Genomic DNA, 21,170 nt, shown 5'->3' on the forward strand with positions numbered 1-21,170 from the left:
GGTAAACTTTACAACTTCCGCGCCAAGGCTCAAGTGATCAACATCAAAATCCGCCATCATTTTTCGGAAAAATGGCCTAAAGTTTAGGCTAGATTCGAAATTGTGCAAAATAGCTGCGGGTGGCAGCGCAGGACGAGAGGCGACAGGAGTGGAAATGACACCACGGGCGGGGCGGACGCAAAGGCGGACGCGGATACAGGAGGCCAAGGAAGAACTGATCCTTGAGGCCGCTCTGGATGTGTTCTCCGCAAACGGTTTCAGGGGGGCGACCGTCGATCAGATCGCCGAGGCGGCGGGTATGTCCAAGCCGAACGTCCTCTATTATTTCCGCTCGAAAGAGGCCGTGTTTACAGCGCTCGTCGCCCGGGTGATGGACATCTGGCTCGATCCGTTGCGCGTCTTCGATGTCGACAAGGACCCGGCCTCGGAGATCCGCTCCTATATTCGCCGCAAGCTGGAAATGGCGCGGGACTATCCGCGCGAAAGCCGGCTTTTCGCCAATGAAGTGCTGCAGGGCGCGCCCAATACCGAGGCCTTTCTCAAGGGCGAGCTGAAGGATCTGGTGGACGAGAAGGCCAAGGTGATTCGTGCCTGGCAGGACGCCGGCAAGCTGCGAAGGGTCGATCCCTATCACCTGATCTTTTCCATCTGGGCGACGACGCAGCACTATGCGGATTTCGACGTGCAGGTGCGCGCGGTGCTGGGCGAGGGACTTTCGGGCGAGGGCAGGTTCGAGGATGCCGCGCGCTATCTTGAGACCCTGTTTATCAACGGTCTTGGTATGCGCTGAGCATCAAAGGCCGTGGCATTTTTCGTCAGAGCACGCTATGGTTGATATCTGTTGGTGCTTTGGTGGTCATGCCTATGCCGAAGGTCTCTGTCGTCATGCCGGTCTATAATGGCGAGGCGTTTCTCTTCGATAGCATTTCATCGATGCTCTGCCAGACCTACGCCGATTTCGAACTGGTCATCATCGATGATGCCTCGCATGACGGCTCCGGCGAAATGGTCTCGCGGTTTTCGGACCGGCGGATTGTCTACCGTCGCCTGGCCGAAAACGGCGGCTCTGCGATTGCTACGAATGAAGGGCATCGGCTTGCGGGCGGAACATATATCGCGCACATGGACCAGGACGACGTCGCGCCCCCGGACCGCCTGCAAAAACAGGCGGAGTTCCTGGAAAGACATCGGACGGTGACCGTGCTGGGCGGGATGATGTCTCTCTTCGGGCAAGGGGCCGGCGAAGCGAGGGTTCCGCTTCGAGACGGCGAGATCAAGGCGGGTTTGCTGGCCGGCATTGGTCATGTCTACAACCCGACCGTGATGTTCCGTCGCGGGTTCTCCCAAAGACACGGCCTTCATTTCCGTCCCGCTTTGAAACAGGCGGCAGACTGGGGCTATTTCGCGGAGGTCTTGCTGTGCGGCGGTCGGTTCGCGAATATCGATGCGGTGCTGCTGAGGCACCGCATTCACGCCCGGCAGCAAAGTCAGTCCGTCCCGGCCGTCGACGCGGAATTGTCGGTTATGCGGGCTCGCATCCTTGCCCTGTTCTATCCCTGCCTCAGCGGACGGGAATGCGCCGCGCTTGCGCCTCTGCTGCAGTGGATCGCGCCGTCGCCGCTGACGCGCGATGCGCTGACGGACGGGCTTGAGGTTCTGGCAAAGGCCTACGCCTGGAAAAAGCGATCTGCGGCAGGTGAGGACCGGAAGGCTCTTGACCGATATCTTGGAGCATGCAGGCGAAGGGCTGAAGCGGCGTTGGCGCAAACCCGCACGGTCTGAACCTTCATTCCGACGCATCCTCGAACCGTTCCGGTCCCTCGCCCAGGCACCGAAACCACCCGCGCTCTCGCACGAAACTCTCCAGCGCGTTGCCGCTTAGTGGCGGAGCGAAAAAATACCCCTGGAAGCTGTCAACGCCGAGTTCGCGCAGGATGCGAACGTGCTCTGCCGTTTCGACTCCCTCGGCAATGACCTCGATACCCAGCGCCTTGCCGATTTCGACGATCGATGCCACGAGACGCCGCTGGCTCTGGCCGGTCGTGATCGGAAGCACCAGTTGCCGGTCGATCTTGAGCCTCTTGGGCGACAGGGACAGCAGGCTGAGGATCGATGCATAACCGGTGCCGAAATCGTCGATTTCGACGTCCACGCCCAACGATTTTATGGCGCTGACGGCGGTTTCCAGACTGGTGTCCTGATCGTCGAAGGAAATCGATTCCAGCAGCTCTATGCAAAGCTGGCCCGGATCGAGTTGGCTTTCGGCGATGCTTTGAAGCAGGGCCGGGTCGATCAGTCGCTGGGCGGAGATGTTGACCGAGATATGAGGGAGCGCGATCCCATCCTGCCGCCAGGCCTGGAACTGTGCGCTGGCCTTTTTAAGCACGACCGCATCGATGCGCGCGATCGAGCCTGTTGTCTCGGCGGTGCCGATGAAATGACTTGGGGCAAGTTGGCCGCGTGTCGGGTGGCGCCAGCGCACAAGCGCCTCGACCCCCTGGATTTCCAGTGTGCGCGCGGATATCTGCGGCTGGTAGAAAACCTCGAACTGATCGTCTTCAAGGGCGGCAAGCAGTTCATCCGCCACCTTTTTGTTGGTGATCGCGATATTGCGCAGCGTGGCGTCGAAGATCACGAACTGGTTGCGCCCCATGCGCTTGGCCTCGTAAAGCGCGATGCCCGCATTGACCAGAGCGTCGCGCATGTTGACGGTGTCCTCGTCCATCCAGGCAATGCCGACACTGGCGCTGACGCGCACCTGATGTTCGCCATAGTTCAGCGGTCTGCCAAGCGCCCGGATGATCTCTTGCGCCAGACGCGTCAGCCGCTCGACATCGCCGTTCCAGTGGGTGACGAGTGTGAACTCATCGCCGCCGATCCGCGCCAGAAAGTCCCTGGAGCCGGCGATGCTGCGCAGCATGTTGGCGCTATGACGCAGCATGGCATCTCCGGCGGCGTGCCCCAGCGTGTCGTTGATCTCCTTGAAGCGGTCGATATCGATATGAAGAACGGCATAGGGCGGTTCGGTCAGTTCGGGGCTTTGGCCTTTTTTCCTGTCGGAAAAGGCTTCCGCGAGATAGCGGCGGTTGGCGAGCCCGGTCAGCGCGTCGTGGAGTGCATTGTGACGCAGCACCTTCTGGGCCTCCTCCAACGCCTGGTTTTTCTGGCGAGCCTCGACATTGGCCCGTTTCAGGTCTTCATGAAGCCTGACGTCTTCGGTGATGTCCCAGTTGACGCCGACCACCTGTTCATTGCCGCCGGGATCCCTGAAAAAGGCCCCGAAAGCCTGCATGTGGCGGATATCGCCGTCATCCATCACAATGCGGAAGGTGTTGCGGAACTCCTTTCCTTCCGCAACGGTGATCTCCATTCTCGCTCTTTCCTTCTGCCGGTCGTCGGGATGGAGACGGTCGAACCAGATCTGCATCGGGGCCTCTGCGCAATCGGGCGTCCTGCCGTAGAGCGTGTACATCCTTTGGTCCCAGATCGCCTCGCCGCTTGCCACGTCCATCTCCCACACACCGATTTTCGATGTGTCGAGCGCAAGCTGCATGCGCCTCGACAGGCGTCCGAGTTTGGTCAGTGTGTGCAGGCGCAGGCGCAGGAGATGGGCGATGCCGGCGACGGCCGCGATGATGACAAAGCCGATCGTGCCGATCAGAACCTGTCGAGGCACAGCCATTCGGGCCGGTTGAGTCCAGCCGGTCCTTGGCGCGGCGGCGAGCGTCCATTGCGTATTGGCGAGATCGATCGGCTGGGTCACGGGATCCGCTTCGAATACCGATGGCGGACCAAAGAGCACCTCGACCGGAGAGCCGCCGGCATCGTTCTTGGCGAGGGCCAGTTCAAGGTCGGGATAGCGTTCGGTGATCGTGCGATCGGCGAGCAGATCCTCAAGGTCGACGATGGCGGAGAGAAGCCCCCAGACCTGGCTCTCCTCGCCGTCGAAGAGAGGATAATAGGCGAGCAGCGCTGAGCCGCCCTGAACCAGCGGGATCGGACCGTCTACGACCGGGCCGCGCTGCAAAAGCGCCTTTTGTATTGCGGCGAGCTGCTCCGGCCGGTCGCGATAGTCGAGGCCTATGGCTTCGCTGTTTTCCTCCAGCGGATAGACCATGGTGATCTTGAGGTCACGCGCCAGCGCTATGCTCGCGATCGCATTGTGACCCTCGATCAGCTTGTCGGCCAGCCGTCCGAAGCGGTTGGCGTCGATTTCCGGCTCAATCGAGAGGGCAAGGCCAAGTCCTTCGACGAGTTTGAGGTTCTCCTCAAGGTCAGCCTCAAGCTGCGACGTGGAAACCGCCATGCGTTCCGAGGTCTTCAGGCGAAGGTTCTGGGTGAAGTTGCGTTCGGCCTGGCGGTTGGCGAGAAGCATCGAGCCGAGCACCAGCGTGACCACGGCCAGAGCAAGGAGATCGCTCGGAATGAGCCAGAACCTTTTTTGGGGTCGCCGTTTCTCCGGCTTCAGCATTCTCCCGCCTGCTCCCGTCTGCTGTCGCGTGCCGGTCGCCATGCTGCAGGAATTCGCGGTGTGAAATCAATGTAAAAACGAAATTCCCATTAATTTATACATAAGAATCACATGCTATATAAAGTATATTAAGAATTACTATTTAAGTAAATATGAAATTTGTAGAGAGGTTACAGAAAATCCGCGGGTCGGAATGACGCCGCGGCTTTCTGATTTACTTGTGAACGCCTGCCTATTCGGCCGCCTTGATTGCCATCGGGTTGTTCGGGTGCGATGTCCAGTTGGCGTAGTCGGCGGAAACCGTCTTGCCTGTGCGCTGGTCCGTTTCACCCGGCGCAAGCGTCACCATGTCGATGCAGTTCTCGACGGGACAAACATTGACGCAGAGATTGCAGCCCACACAGTCCTCTTCCTTCACCATGAAGTGGCGCTCGCCGTCGACGATCGCCGTGATCGCCTGGTGCGAGGTGTCCTCGCAGGCGATATGGCAGCGCCCGCATTTGATACAGGCGTCCTGGTCGATCCGGGCCTTGGTGATGGAATTGAGGTTCAGGTACTGCCAGTCGGTGACATTGGGCACGGCGCGGCCGGAGATTTCGTCCAGCGTTCTGAAGCCCTTGGAATCCATCCATGCCTCAAGCCCGGAAATCATTTCCTTGACGATCTTGAAGCCGTAGGTCATCGCCGCGGTGCAGACCTGGACGTTGCCGGCACCAAGCACCATGAATTCGGCCGCGTCACGCCAGGTGGTGATGCCGCCGATGCCGGAGATCGGCAGGCCGGCGGTCTCCGGATCGCGGGCGATTTCCGCCACCATGTTGAGCGCAATCGGCTTGACCGCCGGGCCGCAATAGCCGCCATGCGTGCCCTTGCCGCCGACCGTCGGGTTGGGCGCGAAAGTGTCGAGGTCGACGGAGACGATGGAATTGATGGTGTTGATCAGCGACACGGCATCGGTGCCGCCGCGATGGGCCGCGCGGGCCGAGTGACGGATATCGGTGATGTTCGGCGTCAGCTTGGTGATCACGGGCATGCGCGTATACTGCTTGCACCAGCGCACCACCATCTCGACATATTCCGGCACCTGGCCGACGGCAGCGCCCATGCCGCGCTCGGACATGCCGTGGGGACAGCCGAAATTGAGCTCGATCCCGTCGGCTCCCGTTTCCTCCACCAGCGGCAGGATCGCCTTCCAGCTCTCCTCTTCACACGGCACCATGATCGAGACCACGATGGCGCGGTCCGGCCAGCGCATCTTCACTTCCTTGATCTCGCGGAGGTTCAGATAGAGATCGCGGTCGGTGATCAGCTCGATATTGTTGAGGCCTAGCAGCCGGCGGTCGGCGCCCCAGATCGCGCCGTAACGCGGTCCGTTGACGTTGACGACCGGCGGGCCTTCCTCGCCCAGCGTCTTCCACACGACGCCGCCCCAGCCTTCGCGGAAGGCGCGCTCGACATTATAGGCCTTGTCCGTCGGCGGAGCGGAGGCGAGCCAGAACGGGTTGGGCGACTTGATACCGACGAAATTGTTGGAAAGATCAGCCATGTCCTTGCTCTCCTTAAGCCACGGCGCTTGCCAGCGGCGCTTCGCCGGCGAGAACGAGATTGATGGAAATGGCGGCGTCGCGGCCCTGCTGGACGGAGGTGACGGTCAGGTCCTCGCCGCGCTTGATGCAGTCGCCACCGGCCCAGACATCGGGAAGCGACGTCCGGCCCTCGGCGTCGACGGCGATGCGACCGTTCTCCAGTTTAAGCCCTTCAAGATGTTCGGTGACGAAGGTCTGGCCGATCGCCTTCAATACGTGGTCGGCGGCAATCACGCCGGTCTCGCCGGTGCCGACGAGCCTGCCGTCGCGGATTTCCGTATGCTCGAACAGCACGCCGGAGACGCGACCGTTCTCGCCGATGATTTCCTTCGGCGCGAGGTAGTGGCGGATGAAGACGCCGCGCGAGGCGGCAAGGTCCTGCTCGAACTGCGAAGCGCCCATGGCATCCGCGCCGCGGCGGTAGCAGAGCGTCACCTCGTCGGCGCCGAGGAGCTTCGACTGGACCGCGGCATCGATCGCCGTCATGCCGCCGCCGAGAACGACGACGTGAGAGCCGACGGAGACGGTCGAGAGGTCGTCTGCCTGGCGCAGGTTTTCGATGAAATCGACGGCGTTTTCGCAGGCGCCGAGGTCCTCACCGGGGATGCCGAGTTCGTTGACGCCGCCAAGGCCCATGCCGAGGAAGACCGCATCATAATCGCGGCGCAGCTCTTCGAGGGTAAAATCGCGCCCGAGCATCTGGCCGCCCCGGATCTCGATCCCGCCGATTTCCAAGAGATAGGCGATTTCCTTCTGGGCGAAATCATCGACCGTCTTGTAGGCGGCAAGGCCGTATTCATTGAGGCCGCCGGCCTTGTCCCTGGCTTCCAGCACGATCACGTCATGGCCGGCCATGGCGAGGCGATGGGCGCTGGCAAGACCCGCTGGCCCGGCGCCGACCACGGCGACGCGTTTTCCGGTCTCGTGGGCGCGTGTATAGAACTGCGTGTTCTTTTCCATCGCCGTATCGGTGGCGTAGCGCTGGAGAAGGCCGATCTCGACGGGCTTTTCCTCCGCCGTGTTGCGCACGCAGGCTTCCTCGCACAGCGTTTCGGTGGGACAGACGCGGGCGCACATGCCGCCGAAAATATTCTGGTCGAAGATGGTCTTCGCAGCGCCCAGCGGATTGTCCGTGGAGATCTGGCGGATGAACAGCGGAATGTCGATCGCCGTCGGACAGGCCGTCATGCAGGGCGCGTCGTAGCAGAAATAGCAGCGATCGGCCTCAACCGCCGCCTCATGCCGGTCGAGCGGCGGGTGCAGGTCGGCAAAATTCTTGTGATAATCGTCGGGCGCAAGGCGCCCGCCTTTCAAGGCAGGTTCCGGATTTCGCATCGCAATGTTCCCCGTTTTTAACGTTGTTGAGGAAATGCTACCGCGAAATAAAAATTTTATCAAACGGTAAAAGTTTTGGCCGCCGATGCGCGCTGCATCCTGAAGGAAAAGGGAAGGCGGCTCGGCGTGGTCTGGCGCGTCCGGCATCAAGCCGAGCACGGCTGTCGGAAGCAGTCTTGATCAGAAAATGTCGAGTGCGCCGCGTTTCTTGCGGTCGGCGTCTTCCCTCAGATGGTTGACGTTTTCCCGCCAAAGCAAGGACGCGCCGGCGACCATAGCGATTGCGATCGCCAGCATCGCGCCTATCAGGAGATCACGGGCAAGGGCGTGATTGATGATCTCCTGATAGGCGCTGCCGGAAGAACCCGAAAACGGCAGGTATTCGGAAAAGAAAGTCGATGCCGGGTCGGCTGCCGAAATCGGTGCGTTTTCGAAGCCGGTTCGAGCCGCTGCCTGCAGGGGAGCCATCGCCATCAGCGCTGGCATGCCCATGAACGCCATGGCCGCAAGCCAGCGCCTTGACGCCTTCGATCGAACCGTTTTCAACATTTGCGTTGTCGTCCACATTGACCTTCTCCTTCATCGGGTCGTTCCGCGTCTGCCAAAAGGCCATGGAATTGCGACCGCTTCTGGATCAAAATTGGTTGAAGGGGACCCATTTTGAGGCGGAATCGTGGCATGGTTACCGGCGGCTGGCGAAGGCGGATTGGCTCTGAATTTCGCAATGCCGCGCCAGAGGGCGTTTCTCGAAGGGCACAACCGGCCCGGAATTGGGCAGGAACCGAGGATAGCGCTTGAAACGGCGGGCAAATTGGGCTTAGACCAGCTACTTGGAAAATATGCCGCGATCCGGCGGCTTTCCAAGGTTCAATCTAGACATCAGGACATTGAAAATGGCCCTTCTTGCTGACGCTCTTTCTCGTGTGAAGCCCTCTGCCACCATCGCCGTGGCGCAGAAAGCACGCGACCTCAAAGCGAAAGGGCGCGATGTCATCAGCCTCGGCGCCGGCGAACCCGACTTCGATACGCCGGACAACATCAAGCAGGCCGCCATCGAGGCGATCAATCGCGGCGAGACGAAGTACACGCCGGTGCCCGGCATCCAGCCGCTGCGCGAGGCGATCGTCGCCAAGTTCAAGCGCGAGAACAATCTCGACTACAAGCCCTCGCAGACGATCGTCGGCACGGGCGGCAAGCAGATCCTGTTCAACGCCTTCATGGCTACGCTGAACCCCGGCGATGAAGTCGTCATTCCGGCGCCCTACTGGGTGTCCTATCCGGAAATGGTGGCGCTTTGCGGCGGCACGCCGGTTTTCGTTTCCGCGACGAAGGAAAATAATTACAAGCTGCAGGCCGAAGACCTGGAAAAGGCGATCACGCCCAACACCAAGTGGTTCATCTTCAACTCGCCGTCGAACCCGTCGGGCGCCGCCTATACCCATGACGAGCTGAAAGCGCTCACCGACGTGCTGATGCGCCACGAAAACGTCTGGGTGCTGACCGACGACATGTATGAGCACCTGACCTATGGCGATTTCGAGTTCGTCACGCCCGCTCAGGTCGAGCCCGGCCTCTACGACCGCACGCTCACCATGAACGGCGTTTCGAAGGCCTATGCCATGACCGGCTGGCGTATCGGCTATGCGGCGGGACCGGAAGTGCTGATCAAGGCGATGACGACGATCCAGAGCCAGCAGACCTCCGGCGCCTGCTCGATCGCGCAATGGGCCTCCGTCGAGGCGCTGAACGGCACGCAGGACTTCATCCCCGAGCGCAAGGCTGCCTTCGAGAAACGCCGCGATCTGGTGGTTTCCATGCTCAACCAGGCGACCGGTCTTGAATGCCCGGTTCCCGAAGGCGCGTTCTACGTCTATCCCTCCTGCGCCGGCCTGATGGGCAAGACCGCACCGACCGGCAAGGTGATGGAGACGGATGAGGATTTCGTCACCGAGCTTCTGGAATCCGAAGGCGTGGCCGTGGTCCACGGTTCGGCCTTCGGCCTCGGCCCGAACTTCCGAATCTCCTATGCGACTTCGGAAGCCGAGCTGGAAGACGCCTGCAATCGCATCCAGCGCTTCTGCGCCGCCTGCAAGTAAGCAAGACGGTCGCTCAATGCATCAAGGGGCGCGCCGGCGGCGCGCCCTTTTTCGTGCCGGTCGCGCTTAACAGGCAATGTCATTGGCGCTATAGCCGTGGTTGTTCACCATCGAGCCGGGATGTCATGAAACTGAGCTTCTTCTCCGTATCCAGCCTGTCCGCCATGGCGGCGTTGCTCCGACTGGTCAGTTTGCTGCTGCTTTTCTTGCCGGCCGGCGCCATCTGGGCGCAACAACCGGCGGACCAGACGGCGGCCGCCGAACAGGCTCCCGTGGCGGTCGGCGTGCATGCCGTGCCGCCCTTCGTGATGAAGGATCGCGACGGGTCCTGGTACGGGCTCGGCGTCGACATGATGAATGCTCTCGGGCGCAGCCTTGATATCGACTATCGCTTCGTCGAGACCGATCCGGCCGACATGGTCGCAAGGGTTGAGGACGGAACGCTTGGCGCGGCGATCGGCCCCGTTCCGATCAATGCGCGCGACGAGGCGGTGATCGACTTTTCCCAGCCCTATTACAGCGGCAGCGTCGGCGTCGCGGTCCGGCTCGTCGACCGGCTCGGCCCGCGCTTCATGCTGGAACTGCTGACCTCGCCGGCCTTTCTCTACATGCTCGGCCTTTTGACCGGCCCCGTCTTCATCATCGGCGCGCTGATCTGGCTTCTGGAGCGACGGGCCAATCCCGAACAGTTCGAACCGCGGCCGGCACGCGGGGTGTTCTCCGGTTTCTGGTGGGCGACGGTGACGATGACCACGGTCGGCTATGGCGACAAGGCACCGGTGACCTTTCTCGGTCGACTCCTTGCGATGTTCTGGATGTTTGCGGCCCTGATCCTGGCGGCGATCACGACCGCGCAGCTTGCCGCCGGCCTTACTTCGTCGATCAACACCAGTGCGATGGAGACCGTCGGCGATCTCGGCGGCCTCGATGTTGGCACGGTCGCCGGCTCGTCGGCATCCGCTGAACTCGATATCCTGCATATCGACGCGCGCGACTTTGCGGATGTGAACGCCGGCCTCGACGCGCTGGCGCGCGACGAGATCGACGCCTTCGTCTATGACCGGGCGGCGCTGCAATGGGGCCTTCGCAATTATTCCGGCCTCTATCTGGCCGGGCTTTCCTTCTCTCAGCAGAATTACGGCCTAATCCTGCCGCAGAATGATCCGAAGCGCGATGCGATCAACATCGCCATCCTGTCGACGCTGGCGAGCGAACAATGGCATCTGATCGTCGATCGCTACCTGCCGTCGGACGGACGCTGATCCCACGCAAGATAGGCCTTCAACCCGTTTGCCAACGCATCGAAGGTGACCCGGCAGCGCGGCGAATGGCGCAAGTCCTCGTGCATCACCACGAAGAGAGGCAGGCTGAGCGGCACCTGTCCCACAAGCACCTCGTCAAGACGCGGATCGCGGCGGCCGATCGGCGCTTGGCAAAAGCCGAAGCCGCATCCTGCGCGGATCGCCGCCAGTTGCGCCAGGTTGCTGTCGGAGCGGAAGTCGAAATCAGGGAGCGTCATGTCGCCGAAGGCGCTCAGCGCCTCGCGGATATAGACCAGTTCGTGATCGAAGCCGATGGTGGGAACGTCGGCGACATCTGCGAGTTTGGCAGGCGCACCGTGACGCTCGATCACCTCCCGGCGGGCGAAGCAGCCGATCGGGATCACGCCGATACTGCGCACAAGAAGCGCGTCTTGCGTCGGTTCCACCATCCTGACGGCTATATCGGCCTTGCGCGCCAGAATGTCCTCCACCGCGTCGGAGACCGAGACTTCGATATCGAGCGCGGGATGGGCTGCCATCAGCGGGGCAAGAATTTCGGGCAGGACTTCGATCGCGATGACATCGGACGCGCTGATCCTGACGCTGCCTGCAACAGCGCTCCGGCTTTCCGATGCCGTCCGGCGGATCGCATCAGCCGAAGCGGCCATGGCCTCAGCAAGATGGCGCATGGCGCGCGCCGTGTCCGTCGGCTCCAGCCCGCGCTGCGATCGGGTAAACAATTGCTGGCCCGCTTCTGTCTCCAGCGCCTCGATATGGCGGCCGACGGTCGGCTGCGTCAGTCCGAGCCGGCGCGCCGCGCCGGAGAGCGTGCCGGTATCGAGCACGGCCAGCAAGGTTCGATAGTGATCCCAACTCATTCTTTCCATACAAATATGTATAGCATCGGTACATTTTTATACAATTCCGTTTTGATAAGATTTCTCCGATCATGGCTTTGGTTTTTGACACGATAAAGGACTGGACCGATGACTGAGACCAATTCCCCCAATGCGCTCGTGACGCGCCCGCTCGCCCTTATCCTCGGCGCCAGCGGCGGCGTCGGCGGCGCGGTAGCCGCAGCGCTGCACCGGCGCGGCTATCGCATCCGCGCGATGAACCGCAATCACGAGAAGCAGACGCGCAAATTCCCGGCCTATGAATGGGTTGCCGGTGACGCCATGAAGCTTGAAGATGTCATGGCGGCGGCCGAAGGCGCGACCCTCATCTTCCACGGCGTCAACCCGCCGGGCTACCGCAACTGGCAGAAGCTCGTGCTCCCGATGCTGGACAACACCATCACCGCGGCCAAGGCCAATCGCGCGCGTATCCTGTTCCCCGGCACGGTTTACAATTTCGGGCCGGACGCTCTGCCTGGGCCGACGGAAGACAGCCCGCAGAACGCGACGACCCGCAAGGGCCGCATCCGTATCGAGGTGGAGGCGCGGCTCAGGGAAGCGGCCTGGAACGGCACGCAGGTCATTCTCGTCAGGGCAGGGGACTTCTTCGGCGGATCAAGCGGGGCCAATAGCTGGTTCGGCCAGATGGTCAAGCCCGGAAAGCCGCTCCGTTCGGTCACGCGGCTGAGCGCGCCCGGAACCGGTCATCAATGGGCCTATCTGCCGGACCTCGGCGAGACCTTTGCCGCGTTGGATGCCCGTGCCCGCGAACTTCCGGCCTATGCGAATTTTCACTTCGAGGGCTATTGGGACGAAGACGGGACTGGGATGATCGAGGCGATCAGACGCGCAGCAAACAACCCCGACCTGCCTGCCCGCCCGTTTCCCTGGTTCCTCGTGCCCCTGCTCGCGCCCTTCATGCCGTTGATGCGTGAAGTCCTCGAGATCCGCTATCTCTGGCGTACGCCGATGCACATGAAGAATGACCGGTTGGTGAAGGTGCTCGGCCACGAGCCGCGTACGCCGCTCGACGAGGCGGTCAGGCGCGCGCTCGGTGATCTCGGCGCGATGACGCCGGAGGAGGATGGCGCAAGGCAGCCGAGCGCTGCCTGAAAGTTCAAAGCCCCAGGAAGGAGAGCATGATGAAGGTTGCGAACAGCACGAAATGCGTCATGCCTTCGATCGCATTGGTCTCGCCGTCGCTGACATTGATGGCGGCGGCGACCAGCGTGATGGCGACCATGGTGATCTGAACCGGGGTCATGGCCATGGTGAAGGGCTGGCCGGTGAAAAGCGCGATCGCCTCGACCACCGGCACGGTCAGGATCACGGTCGAAAGCGATGCGCCGAGCGCGATGTTGACGACCGCCTGCATTCGGTTCTTAAGCGCGGCCCGGAGCGCGGTCAGAATCTCCGGCCCTGCCGCGATCGATGCCACGAGGATCGCCGTCAGCGCCAGCGGCGCGCCGGTTCCCTCAAGGCCGTCGGAAAGAAGGGCGGACATGAACTCCGCCAGAAGGCCGATCAGCGCCACGCCGGCCAGGATCACGCCGACCGAAAGCGCCGTCGGCCCGTGCTCCTCCTCATCGGCCGCGCTCTGCTCCGCGCCCGCCCGCATCTTTGGATAGCGGTAGGAGAAGAAATAGCTGTGCTGGCCGACCTGCATCTTCAGGAATACGGCGTAGAGCGCCAGCATGGCGACGATGGTGAAGGCCGAATAGTAGTGCCAGCTTTCCGCAGGCACGAAATCCGGCACGATCATCGAGATGCCCATGGCGGTCAGGATCATCACCGAATAGGTGCGGCCGGAATCGTCATTATAGGGCTGCTCGCCGTGCTTCAGCCCGCCAATCAGCGCGGCGAGGCCGAGAATGCCGTTGATATCGAGCATGACGGCCGAGTAGATCGTGTCGCGGACGAGCGTCGGTTGCTGGGTTTGCTGCATCATGATCACCAGGATCAGCACCTCGACCAGCACGGCCGAGAGGGTCAGGATCATCGTGCCGTAGGGTTCGCCCGCCTTGGCGGCGAGGATCTCGGCGTGATGCGCGACGCGCATGGAGGCGCAGGCGATCGAGACGATCAGCACGGCGGCACCCATCAGGGCAAAGAGCTGGCCGGCCTCCATGACGGCATGCTCGAACAGATAGGCGAACAGGGCCATCGGAACCGCCTGCAGAAGCAGGATTTCACCACGCAGAAATTTCAACATTGTTCGAGCGACCCTGTTCTGTCGCCCCGAAGGGCGTGCGATTTTCAGCCGCCCAGCACGGGATAGTCGGTGTAGCCCTTCTCATCACCGCCGAACAGCGTCCTCTGATCCAACGCATTGAGCTGCGCATTGATCCGCAGGCGGCGCACAAGATCGGGATTGGCGACGAACGGGCGGCCGAAACAGATCAGGTCGGCACGCTCCTTTTCCAGTGCATCGATGGCGAGCTGCCGGTCGTAGCCATTATTGACCATCCAGGCCCCGGAGCCATCGGTCCGGTAGTAGGTCTCGCGCATTTCCTCGTAATTGAACGGTTCTGGCCCCTGCTGGTAGACGCGGTCGCCGCCGGTCGCGCCCTCGATGACATGAACATAAGCGAGATCATAGGCGCTGAGCTGGCTTGCCAGATAGTTGAAGAGCGCCTGGGGCTTGTCGTCGTGGATATCATTCGACGGCGCGACGGGCGACAGGCGGATGGCGGTGCGGCCGGGGCCGATCTCGCGCGAGATTGCGCCGACAACATCGAACATGAAGCGCGCGCGGTTTTCCAGTGGGCCGCCGTAGAGGTCGGTGCGTTGATTGGCGCCGGAGCGCAGGAACTGGTCGACGAGATATCCATTGGCGCCGTGAATTTCGACGCCGTCGAACCCGGCTTCCATGGCGCGGGCGGCGGCGCGCCGGAAATCCTCGATGATGCTGGAGATTTCATAGGGCTTGAGCTGACGCGGCATCGAGGTTTCGATGAAATCGCTGCTGCCGTCGGAATAGACGACGAAGGTCTTGGCTCGCGCCTGGATGGGCGATGGGGCGACTGGCGGGTCACCGAAAGGCTGCAGCGATTTGTGCGAGATACGCCCGACATGGACGAGCTGGCAGAAGATCTTTCCGCCCGATTCGTGCACTGCCGTCGTCACATGCCGCCAGCCTTCGACGGCCTCATCGCTGTAAATGCCCGGCGCATGCGAATAGCCCTGGCCCTGTTCGGTGATTGCCGTTGCCTCGGAAATGATCAGGCCGGCGGAGGCGCGCTGCCGGTAATATTCGACGTTGAGCTCGTTCGGAACGGCATCGGGGGAACGGTTGCGCATCAGCGGACCCATGATGATGCGGTTTTCGAGAGTGACGTCGCCGATCGTGATGGGATCAAAAAGATTGGCCATTCAATTCCTTTCCGTCTCGGGCCCTCGAAGCTTTGTCCTGTGTAGCCTACGCCAGACGTATGCGCAATTTTGCAATGGTCCCGAAAAGCCCTTCGAAAGCCATTGCGCCGCCGTCACCTCGAAAGGTCTTGTCGTTCTAGACCACAAAAAGACAAGAAAGCGTATACGTATTGAAGTGCCGAAGGGTGCTGCCGGTTCCCGGCCTTGACGCGAGGCAAAAAAAAAGGGCCTCCAAACGGGGCCCTTGTTAGGTGTGAAGGTAAAACCTCCAGAGGGGAACAGCTGCTGCAGCGAGACTCAACGAGTCGTCGCCGTATGCATCAGCTAACTCAGCATATGGTTCTTTTTTGTGCGCGTTGCAACAGTTTTCATCGCGAAATGCGAAAAAAAAGAACAGGGAATCGCGGGCAAAAAAAGAGGGCCGCCGAAAAACGGGGCCCTTTGAGTTAGAAGGTCTCTCAAAACCTCCAGAGGGGAACAGCTGCTGCGGTGCACCAGGGAGAAATTGGGCACCAACTGCATCAGCTATGTGCGATATGCTCCCAAATTAGGCATTCTTCAATGCGATTTTCTGCATGGCTGCCATGCAGGAAACGAAATTTGCAGCCAAAATTGACTAAAAGAAAGCAGATAGGAAAATTGCACAAAAAACAGTCTTTTTTGGCGTTGAAATGGTCTGTCCGCCACCGGTTGCCGCGCTGCGCGGATATTGCCACACCAAAATGCGGCTTGCCTTGAACAAACAAAGCCCTCGGCCGGCCTGCCGGGCCTGGTCGCAGAGCGCGAAAAACGAATCGTTTCAGGCGGTGAAGAGCTTCAGAAGCTCCAGTTCCTTGATTTCGCAACGATGAAATCGCGGAATACCTTGAGCTTGGCCGAATTCTTCATTTCATCGGGATAGCAGAAATAGGTGTCGAAGCTCGGTACATCCGCGTGAGTAACGAGTTGCAGAAGGCCCGGGTCGCGCCCGACGATATAATCCGGTAGCATGACGATGCCGATGCCGAGCAGCGCCGCGCGCTTGATCGAGGTGAGCGAATTGATCTGCAGGTGCGCCGGGCGCGGATTGTCAGGCGAGCGCCCGGCGATCTCCAGCCAGTTCACATCGAGCAGATAGGCCGGCGCCGGCTCGCCGAATGTGATGATGCGGTGATTGTCGAGATCCTCGATCGACTGCGGCTCGCCGTGACGGTTGATGTAGGACGGCGAGGCATAGACATGCATGTGCACGGTGAACAGCTTGCGCTGGATCAGGTCCGGCTGTTGCGGCTGGCGCAGGCGGATCGCGCAATCGGCATGGCGCATGTTCACGTCCAGCTCCTCATTGTCGAGGATGAGCTGGATCTGCATGTCGGGGTAGAGCTGAAGGAATTCCTGAACCTTGTCGGTGAGCCACCCCTGACCGAGACCCACCGTCGTCGTCACCCTCAGCTTGCCGGAAGGCTTTTCCTTGGTCTCCGTCAGCCGTGAGCGAACACCCTCGAGCTTCAGGAGAACGTCATGGGCGGTGCGATAAAGCAGCTCGCCCTGCTCGGTGAGAATCAGGCCGCGCGCATGGCGGTGGAACAGCTTGACGCCGACATCCTGTTCGAGGGCCGAGACCTGCCGGCTGATCGCCGATTGGGACAGATGCAGCTTGTCTGCCGCATGGGTGAACGAGCCCGCCTCCGCTGCCGCATGGAAGATGCGCAGCTTGTCCCAATCCAGAGGCATGCTCGTGCTTTTCATAAATTCTACTCCGCGGCCGCCAGTGTACCGGTTTTCTGTTCGGTCAGGAAGCGCTCGGCCTCAAGTGCGGCCATACAACCCATGCCAGCCGCCGTTACCGCCTGACGATAATTGTCGTCGGTAACGTCGCCGGCGCCGTAGACGCCTTCGATGCTGGTCTTCGTCGTGCCCGGTTCGGTCCACAGATAGCCATTCTGCTTCAACTCGAGCTGGTTTCTGATCAGGTCGACCTGCGGTGCGTGGCCGATGGCGATGAACACGCCGTCGGCATCGACCGTGGTCTTTTCGCCGCTCTTAACATCTTTCAGCCTGACGCCGGTGACGGAGGGCGGCAGCGGCGGAACTGCGGCAGTGCCGACGATTTCCTCGACCGCATGGTTCCAGATCACCTTGACGTTTTCGAGCGCAAACAGGCGTTGCTGCAGAATCTTTTCCGCGCGGAACTCGTCGCGCCGGTGCACGACCGTCACCGTCTTTGCGATATTGGCAAGATAGAGCGCTTCCTCGACGGCGGAATTGCCGCCGCCGACAACCACCACATCCTTGCCGCGGTAGAAGAAGCCGTCGCAGGTGGCGCAGGCCGAGACGCCGCCGCCGTTGAAGGTCTCCTCGCTTTCGAGGCCCAGCCACTTGGCCTTGGCGCCGGTGGCGAGAATCACGGTCTCTGCGGTGAAGACCTCACCGCTGTCGGTCGTGGCGGTGAAGGGACGCTTGGAAAGATCGAGCCTGGTGACGACATCGTTGACGATTTCGGTGCCGACATTTTCCGCCTGCGCGAGCATCTGCTCCATCAGCCAAGGTCCCTGGATGGGGTCGGCGAATCCCGGATAGTTCTCGACATCGGTGGTGATCGTCAGCTGTCCGCCCTGTTCCAGTCCGGCAATCAGGATCGGCTTCATCATCGCGCGCGCGGCGTAGATCGCAGCGGTATAGCCGGCCGGGCCGGAGCCGATGATCAGAACCTTTGTGTGATGGTCGGGCATTTCAAATCCTTTCAGCGCGGCCTTTGACGCGGGCACGCCCGCTCAATTCAGCGTCTCGGCTCATTTATGGCTGGACGGGCATCAGTTTCAAGGCCATGGAGGTGCTACCAACAGACCATTTCGGTCAGTTGAAAGAATCCTGCGGAGTGTTGTAATATTATTGCTCGCTCCATAGCCAAACGCGTCCCCGATCCGCCTCAGGAGAAATCAATGCGCGCCGACCTCGATTCCGTCGATCTCAAGATCCTGCGCGAACTTCAGCGCGATGGTCGGATGACCAATGTCGAGCTTGCAGAAAGGGTCGGCATTTCCGCGCCGCCCTGTCTCAGGCGCGTACGCAGGCTCGAGGAGGCGGGCGTCATCGAGGGTTATAATGCAATGCTGAACGCGCCGCGTCTCGGATTCGACCTTGTCGCCTTCTGCATGGTCGGGCTCAAGCACCAGTCGGAGGCCGAGTTGAAGGCCTTTTCCAAGGCGACCGATGACTGGCCGATCGTGCGCCAAGCGTGGATGACTTCGGGCGAAACCGATTTCCTGCTTCATTGCGTCGCCGAGAACCTGATGCAGTTTCAGGATTTCGTGATCGAGGTTTTGACCACCAACATGCATGTCGACACGGTGCGCACCATGCTGACCATCCGTCAGGTGAAGAAGGAAGGGCTTGTCGCGCTTTAGTCGCGCTCGGCCATCAGTCTCTCATAGGCCGAGAATTCCTTCTCCAGCATGGTTTCGACGGTGAAGTTTTCAAGCACGTGGGCGCGGGCCACTCGTCCCATTTCCTTCAGTCCTTCCGGATCGGCCAGCGCCGTGTCGATTGCGGCGGCAAAGGCCTTCGGGTTGGCCGGCGGCACAAGATAGCCGGTCTTGCCGTCAATTACCGTTTCGAGGCTGCCGCCGTGATTGGTGGCAATCACCGGGGTGCCCATCACCTGAGCCTCGATTGCGACCCGCCCGAACGCCTCGGGGCGGATCGAAGCGGAGACCGCGATGTCGGCGGCTGCCATGACGGCGGGAATGTCGCGCCGGCTGCCGGTCATCGTCACGCGGCCGGATAGGTCCAGTTCGGCAATCAGCGTTTCCAGTTCGCCGATCACGCTGGCACTGCCTGAGCCGATGATGGCCAGGCGAAAATGCCGGTTTTCGGCAAAGCCGAGTGATTCGATCAGGTAACGATGTCCCTTCCAGTCGGTGATGCGCCCGACGATGACGATGAGCGGCTGATCTTCTCCCGCGCCGAGTTCGGCGCGCGCAAGCGCCTTGTCCTCTTCGCTGACCTTTTCTGGATCGAAAACGGACGTGTCGACCCCGCGCGGGGCGAGGATGATCCGCTCTTCCGGAAAGCCGTAGACCGACATGATATGATCACGGATAAAGGCCGAATTGGCGACGACCAGCGGTCCTTTCAGCATCACGCCGGCATAGGCCCGCTTGAAACGGTTGCCGTGGCTGTAGACGCCGTGAAAGGTGGTGAGGAAACGCGGCCTGCGGTTGGCCCGCCCCGCGGCGAGCCAGCCGACCCAGGCCGGCGCTCGACTTCGCGCGTGAACGATGTCGATCTCGTTCGCGTCGATCAGATTGGCCAACCTGTTCGCATTGGCATTGATGGCAAAGGGTGATTTCTTGCCGACCTTGAGGTTGAGATGGTGCGCGCCCGTTTCCCGAAGCGGCGCCAGAAGCGCGCCGCCATCGCTCGCCACCCAGTTCTCGAAGCCCTTTCGCGCGAGGTAGGCTGCCATTTCGAGCGTGCCGCGCTCGACGCCGCCATCGCCCAGGGCCGGGAGAAGCTGGAGGATTCGGGGTGGGCGGTCCATCATCTGTACTCTTTCGCTCATGCGCGTGCCGGAGGAAGAATGGTCCGGCACCCTCTGGACGTGGTGCGGCTTGTGGGTATAGTTTTGCCGAAGCGGCTGCAGACTGCCGCCGCATGGTTTGCGGCGGGCGTTCGAGGCGCCTCCTTCGCAATGATCTTGTTGTAACCGAAAAATCCTTTTTTCATAACTGGGTGTTTTAAGGGCCGGGTGGAAGCCATCGTTTTCCACATCATGAGCGTGCCTGGGCAGTTGCCTTTGCCTTGGCTTTGTTCAAAGACAGAAACGAAAAAAGTCGTAACCAATTTTGGCGTCCACTTCCGGGCAGGCTTGCCGCCCTCGGGGTTGGAAACCGCCGATATTGATAGGATGATGCCCTTTGCAGACCGTCGTATGCATGAAATGGGGAACGCGCTATCCCGCTCTCTATGTCAATCGCCTCTGGTCGATGATCAAGCGGCACACGACGCGCCCGACGCGACTGGTCTGCTTTACCGATGACGCCGAAGGCGTGGATGATGCGGTCGCGACCTTTCCGCTTCCCGAGATCAAGATTGCTGACGACATCGCCTATACGCCCTGGCGCAAGCTTTCGTTGTGGCAGGCGCCGCTTGCCGATCTTTCGGGCGACGTGCTGTTTCTCGATCTCGATATCGTCATCACTGGCCATCTTGATGCGATGTTCGATTTCAAGCCGGGCACTTTCTGCGCCTGCGAAAACTGGACGCAGATGGGGCAGGGTATCGGCAACACCTCGGTTTTTCGCTGGCACGTCGGAAAAAATACCCATATCTTCAACGAGTTCGAGAGCAAGGGCGAAGCGATCCGGAAAAAATACGGGATCGAGCAGGTCTACATCTCGGATGTTGTCGACAAGATGGTGTTCTGGCCGCACGAATGGTGCGTGAGCTTCAAGCACACGCTTGTACCGACATGGCCGCTCAACTTTTTCCGCACGCCGCCTCTGCCAGAGGGTACCAAGATCGTCGCGTTCACCGGCAAGCCAGATCCAGACGAGGCGGCGATCGGAAAATGGCCGCTGTCTACGCCGTGGAAGCGCATCTACAAATATGCGCGACCGACCCCCTGGATTGACGAGCACTGGTGCTGACCGACAGAGACTTGCCTAAAGACGCCGCGCGGGGCCTGAAGGGCGGGTGCGCCTTTGAGCATTTCGCTGTCATATGGAAACATCCGCCGCCCGCGAGAAAGCGTCAAAACAAATAGATAGAGCGGTTATGCGTTTCCATGAAAGGCTGAAGCGCTCTAGCGCCGCCGCCCGGAGAAGAAGGGGCTGCGGCCGCTATAGAGCGGCTTGCCGGGCCTTCGTCTTGTCCTGAACAGCCGCTTGCGCGGAACCGAGGCCTCGCCTCTGGCATTGCCGGCAAGGAAACCGAGACCAAATGCCACCAGCCCGACAAGAGCCAGCGCGGAGCCGCTTGCCGCTGGGTGTTCCCGTGCAGTGCGTCCCAAAGCGTCGACTTCGCCACGCACCATAGATCCCGCACGTTCCACCGGCGTCTTTTGAGAAGGGCGCAGGCGGTCGAGCAGATCACTCGGGGACGTCTTGTGTTCAAACATTCTGTTCTCCGTGCCAATTGGTCCGCATGCGTCGTCCATCAAGAAGCGCACA

At 61.0% G+C, this 21,170-nt stretch carries 18 protein-coding genes; 7 read left to right on the forward strand and 11 right to left on the reverse strand.

The window, feature by feature from the left end:
- Positions 1-154 precede the first annotated feature (154 nt).
- A complete protein-coding gene (rutR, locus tag GGR30_RS16765; protein ID WP_183488465.1) occupies positions 155-790 on the forward strand; it encodes an HTH-type transcriptional regulator RutR in 636 nt (211 codons plus the stop codon).
- Between the two features lie 74 nt (positions 791-864).
- Positions 865-1,782, forward strand: a complete 918-nt coding sequence (locus tag GGR30_RS16770; RefSeq protein ID WP_183488467.1) for a glycosyltransferase family 2 protein — start codon at positions 865-867, stop codon at positions 1,780-1,782.
- A gap of 4 nt (positions 1,783-1,786) precedes the next feature.
- On the opposite strand, the gene GGR30_RS16775 is transcribed toward GGR30_RS16770, so the two are convergent.
- The 4 genes from GGR30_RS16775 to GGR30_RS16790 all read right to left on the reverse strand — a co-directional run bounded on the left by GGR30_RS16775 (position 1,787) and on the right by GGR30_RS16790 (position 7,941).
- The gene (locus GGR30_RS16775; protein WP_183488469.1) at positions 1,787-4,471 is read right to left on the reverse strand and encodes a bifunctional diguanylate cyclase/phosphodiesterase; all 2,685 of its coding nucleotides are present in this window, start codon (positions 4,469-4,471) and stop codon (positions 1,787-1,789) included.
- A 232-nt stretch (positions 4,472-4,703) separates the two neighbouring features.
- Positions 4,704-6,017, reverse strand: coding sequence for an NAD-dependent dihydropyrimidine dehydrogenase subunit PreA (gene preA / locus GGR30_RS16780; RefSeq protein WP_183488471.1), 1,314 nt, complete (start codon positions 6,015-6,017; stop codon positions 4,704-4,706).
- Positions 6,018-6,030: 13 nt separating this feature from the next.
- On the reverse strand, positions 6,031-7,392 hold the full coding sequence (locus tag GGR30_RS16785; protein ID WP_183488473.1) for an NAD(P)-dependent oxidoreductase: 1,362 nt from the start codon (positions 7,390-7,392) through the stop codon (positions 6,031-6,033).
- A 180-nt stretch (positions 7,393-7,572) separates the two neighbouring features.
- Positions 7,573-7,941: a hypothetical protein gene (locus GGR30_RS16790; protein ID WP_183488475.1), complete on the reverse strand. Its 369-nt coding sequence runs from the start codon at positions 7,939-7,941 to the stop codon at positions 7,573-7,575.
- Positions 7,942-8,285: 344 nt separating this feature from the next.
- Between GGR30_RS16790 and GGR30_RS16795 the strand changes: the two genes are divergently transcribed.
- Together GGR30_RS16795 and GGR30_RS16800 are read left to right on the forward strand one after the other, a co-directional pair.
- On the forward strand, positions 8,286-9,488 hold the full coding sequence (locus GGR30_RS16795; RefSeq protein ID WP_183488477.1) for a pyridoxal phosphate-dependent aminotransferase: 1,203 nt from the start codon (positions 8,286-8,288) through the stop codon (positions 9,486-9,488).
- A gap of 125 nt (positions 9,489-9,613) precedes the next feature.
- A complete protein-coding gene (locus GGR30_RS16800) occupies positions 9,614-10,750 on the forward strand; it encodes a transporter substrate-binding domain-containing protein (protein ID WP_183488479.1) in 1,137 nt (378 codons plus the stop codon).
- On the opposite strand, the gene GGR30_RS16805 is transcribed toward GGR30_RS16800, so the two are convergent.
- Positions 10,726-11,637, reverse strand: coding sequence for a LysR family transcriptional regulator (locus tag GGR30_RS16805; RefSeq protein ID WP_183488480.1), 912 nt, complete (start codon positions 11,635-11,637; stop codon positions 10,726-10,728). The two genes, GGR30_RS16800 and GGR30_RS16805, sit on opposite strands and share 25 nt — an antisense overlap.
- A gap of 99 nt (positions 11,638-11,736) precedes the next feature.
- On the opposite strand from GGR30_RS16805, the gene GGR30_RS16810 reads away from it, so the two are divergent.
- The gene (locus GGR30_RS16810) at positions 11,737-12,759 is read left to right on the forward strand and encodes an NAD(P)H-binding protein (RefSeq protein WP_183488482.1); all 1,023 of its coding nucleotides are present in this window, start codon (positions 11,737-11,739) and stop codon (positions 12,757-12,759) included.
- A gap of 4 nt (positions 12,760-12,763) precedes the next feature.
- On the opposite strand, the gene GGR30_RS16815 is transcribed toward GGR30_RS16810, so the two are convergent.
- From GGR30_RS16815 to trxB, 4 genes are all read right to left on the reverse strand, one after another.
- Positions 12,764-13,858, reverse strand: a complete 1,095-nt coding sequence (locus tag GGR30_RS16815) for a calcium:cation antiporter (RefSeq protein ID WP_183488484.1) — start codon at positions 13,856-13,858, stop codon at positions 12,764-12,766.
- A 44-nt stretch (positions 13,859-13,902) separates the two neighbouring features.
- Positions 13,903-15,018: an alkene reductase gene (locus GGR30_RS16820; RefSeq protein ID WP_183488486.1), complete on the reverse strand. Its 1,116-nt coding sequence runs from the start codon at positions 15,016-15,018 to the stop codon at positions 13,903-13,905.
- A gap of 816 nt (positions 15,019-15,834) precedes the next feature.
- On the reverse strand, positions 15,835-16,731 hold the full coding sequence (locus GGR30_RS16825; protein ID WP_024709085.1) for a LysR family transcriptional regulator VtlR: 897 nt from the start codon (positions 16,729-16,731) through the stop codon (positions 15,835-15,837).
- A gap of 20 nt (positions 16,732-16,751) precedes the next feature.
- Positions 16,752-17,729: a thioredoxin-disulfide reductase gene (gene trxB / locus GGR30_RS16830; protein WP_183488488.1), complete on the reverse strand. Its 978-nt coding sequence runs from the start codon at positions 17,727-17,729 to the stop codon at positions 16,752-16,754.
- 210 nt (positions 17,730-17,939) lie between these two features.
- On the opposite strand from trxB, the gene GGR30_RS16835 reads away from it, so the two are divergent.
- Positions 17,940-18,404 carry an Lrp/AsnC family transcriptional regulator gene (locus GGR30_RS16835; protein ID WP_183488490.1) on the forward strand — a complete coding sequence of 155 codons (465 nt, stop codon included), beginning with the start codon at positions 17,940-17,942 and terminating at the stop codon, positions 18,402-18,404.
- Here the strand turns inward: GGR30_RS16835 and GGR30_RS16840 are convergent.
- Complete coding sequence (locus GGR30_RS16840; protein WP_183488492.1) at positions 18,401-19,561, reverse strand: glycosyltransferase family 4 protein; 1,161 nt, start codon at positions 19,559-19,561, stop codon at positions 18,401-18,403. The two genes, GGR30_RS16835 and GGR30_RS16840, sit on opposite strands and share 4 nt — an antisense overlap.
- Before the next feature lie 355 nt (positions 19,562-19,916).
- On the opposite strand from GGR30_RS16840, the gene GGR30_RS16845 reads away from it, so the two are divergent.
- On the forward strand, positions 19,917-20,648 hold the full coding sequence (locus GGR30_RS16845; RefSeq protein WP_246413984.1) for a hypothetical protein: 732 nt from the start codon (positions 19,917-19,919) through the stop codon (positions 20,646-20,648).
- Positions 20,649-20,803: 155 nt separating this feature from the next.
- On the opposite strand, the gene GGR30_RS16850 is transcribed toward GGR30_RS16845, so the two are convergent.
- Positions 20,804-21,118, reverse strand: coding sequence for a hypothetical protein (locus tag GGR30_RS16850; RefSeq protein WP_183488494.1), 315 nt, complete (start codon positions 21,116-21,118; stop codon positions 20,804-20,806).
- Positions 21,119-21,170 lie beyond the last annotated feature (52 nt).

The sequence above is a fragment of the Martelella radicis genome, from assembly GCF_014196625.1.
GTDB classification, from domain to species: domain Bacteria; phylum Pseudomonadota; class Alphaproteobacteria; order Rhizobiales; family Rhizobiaceae; genus Martelella; species Martelella radicis.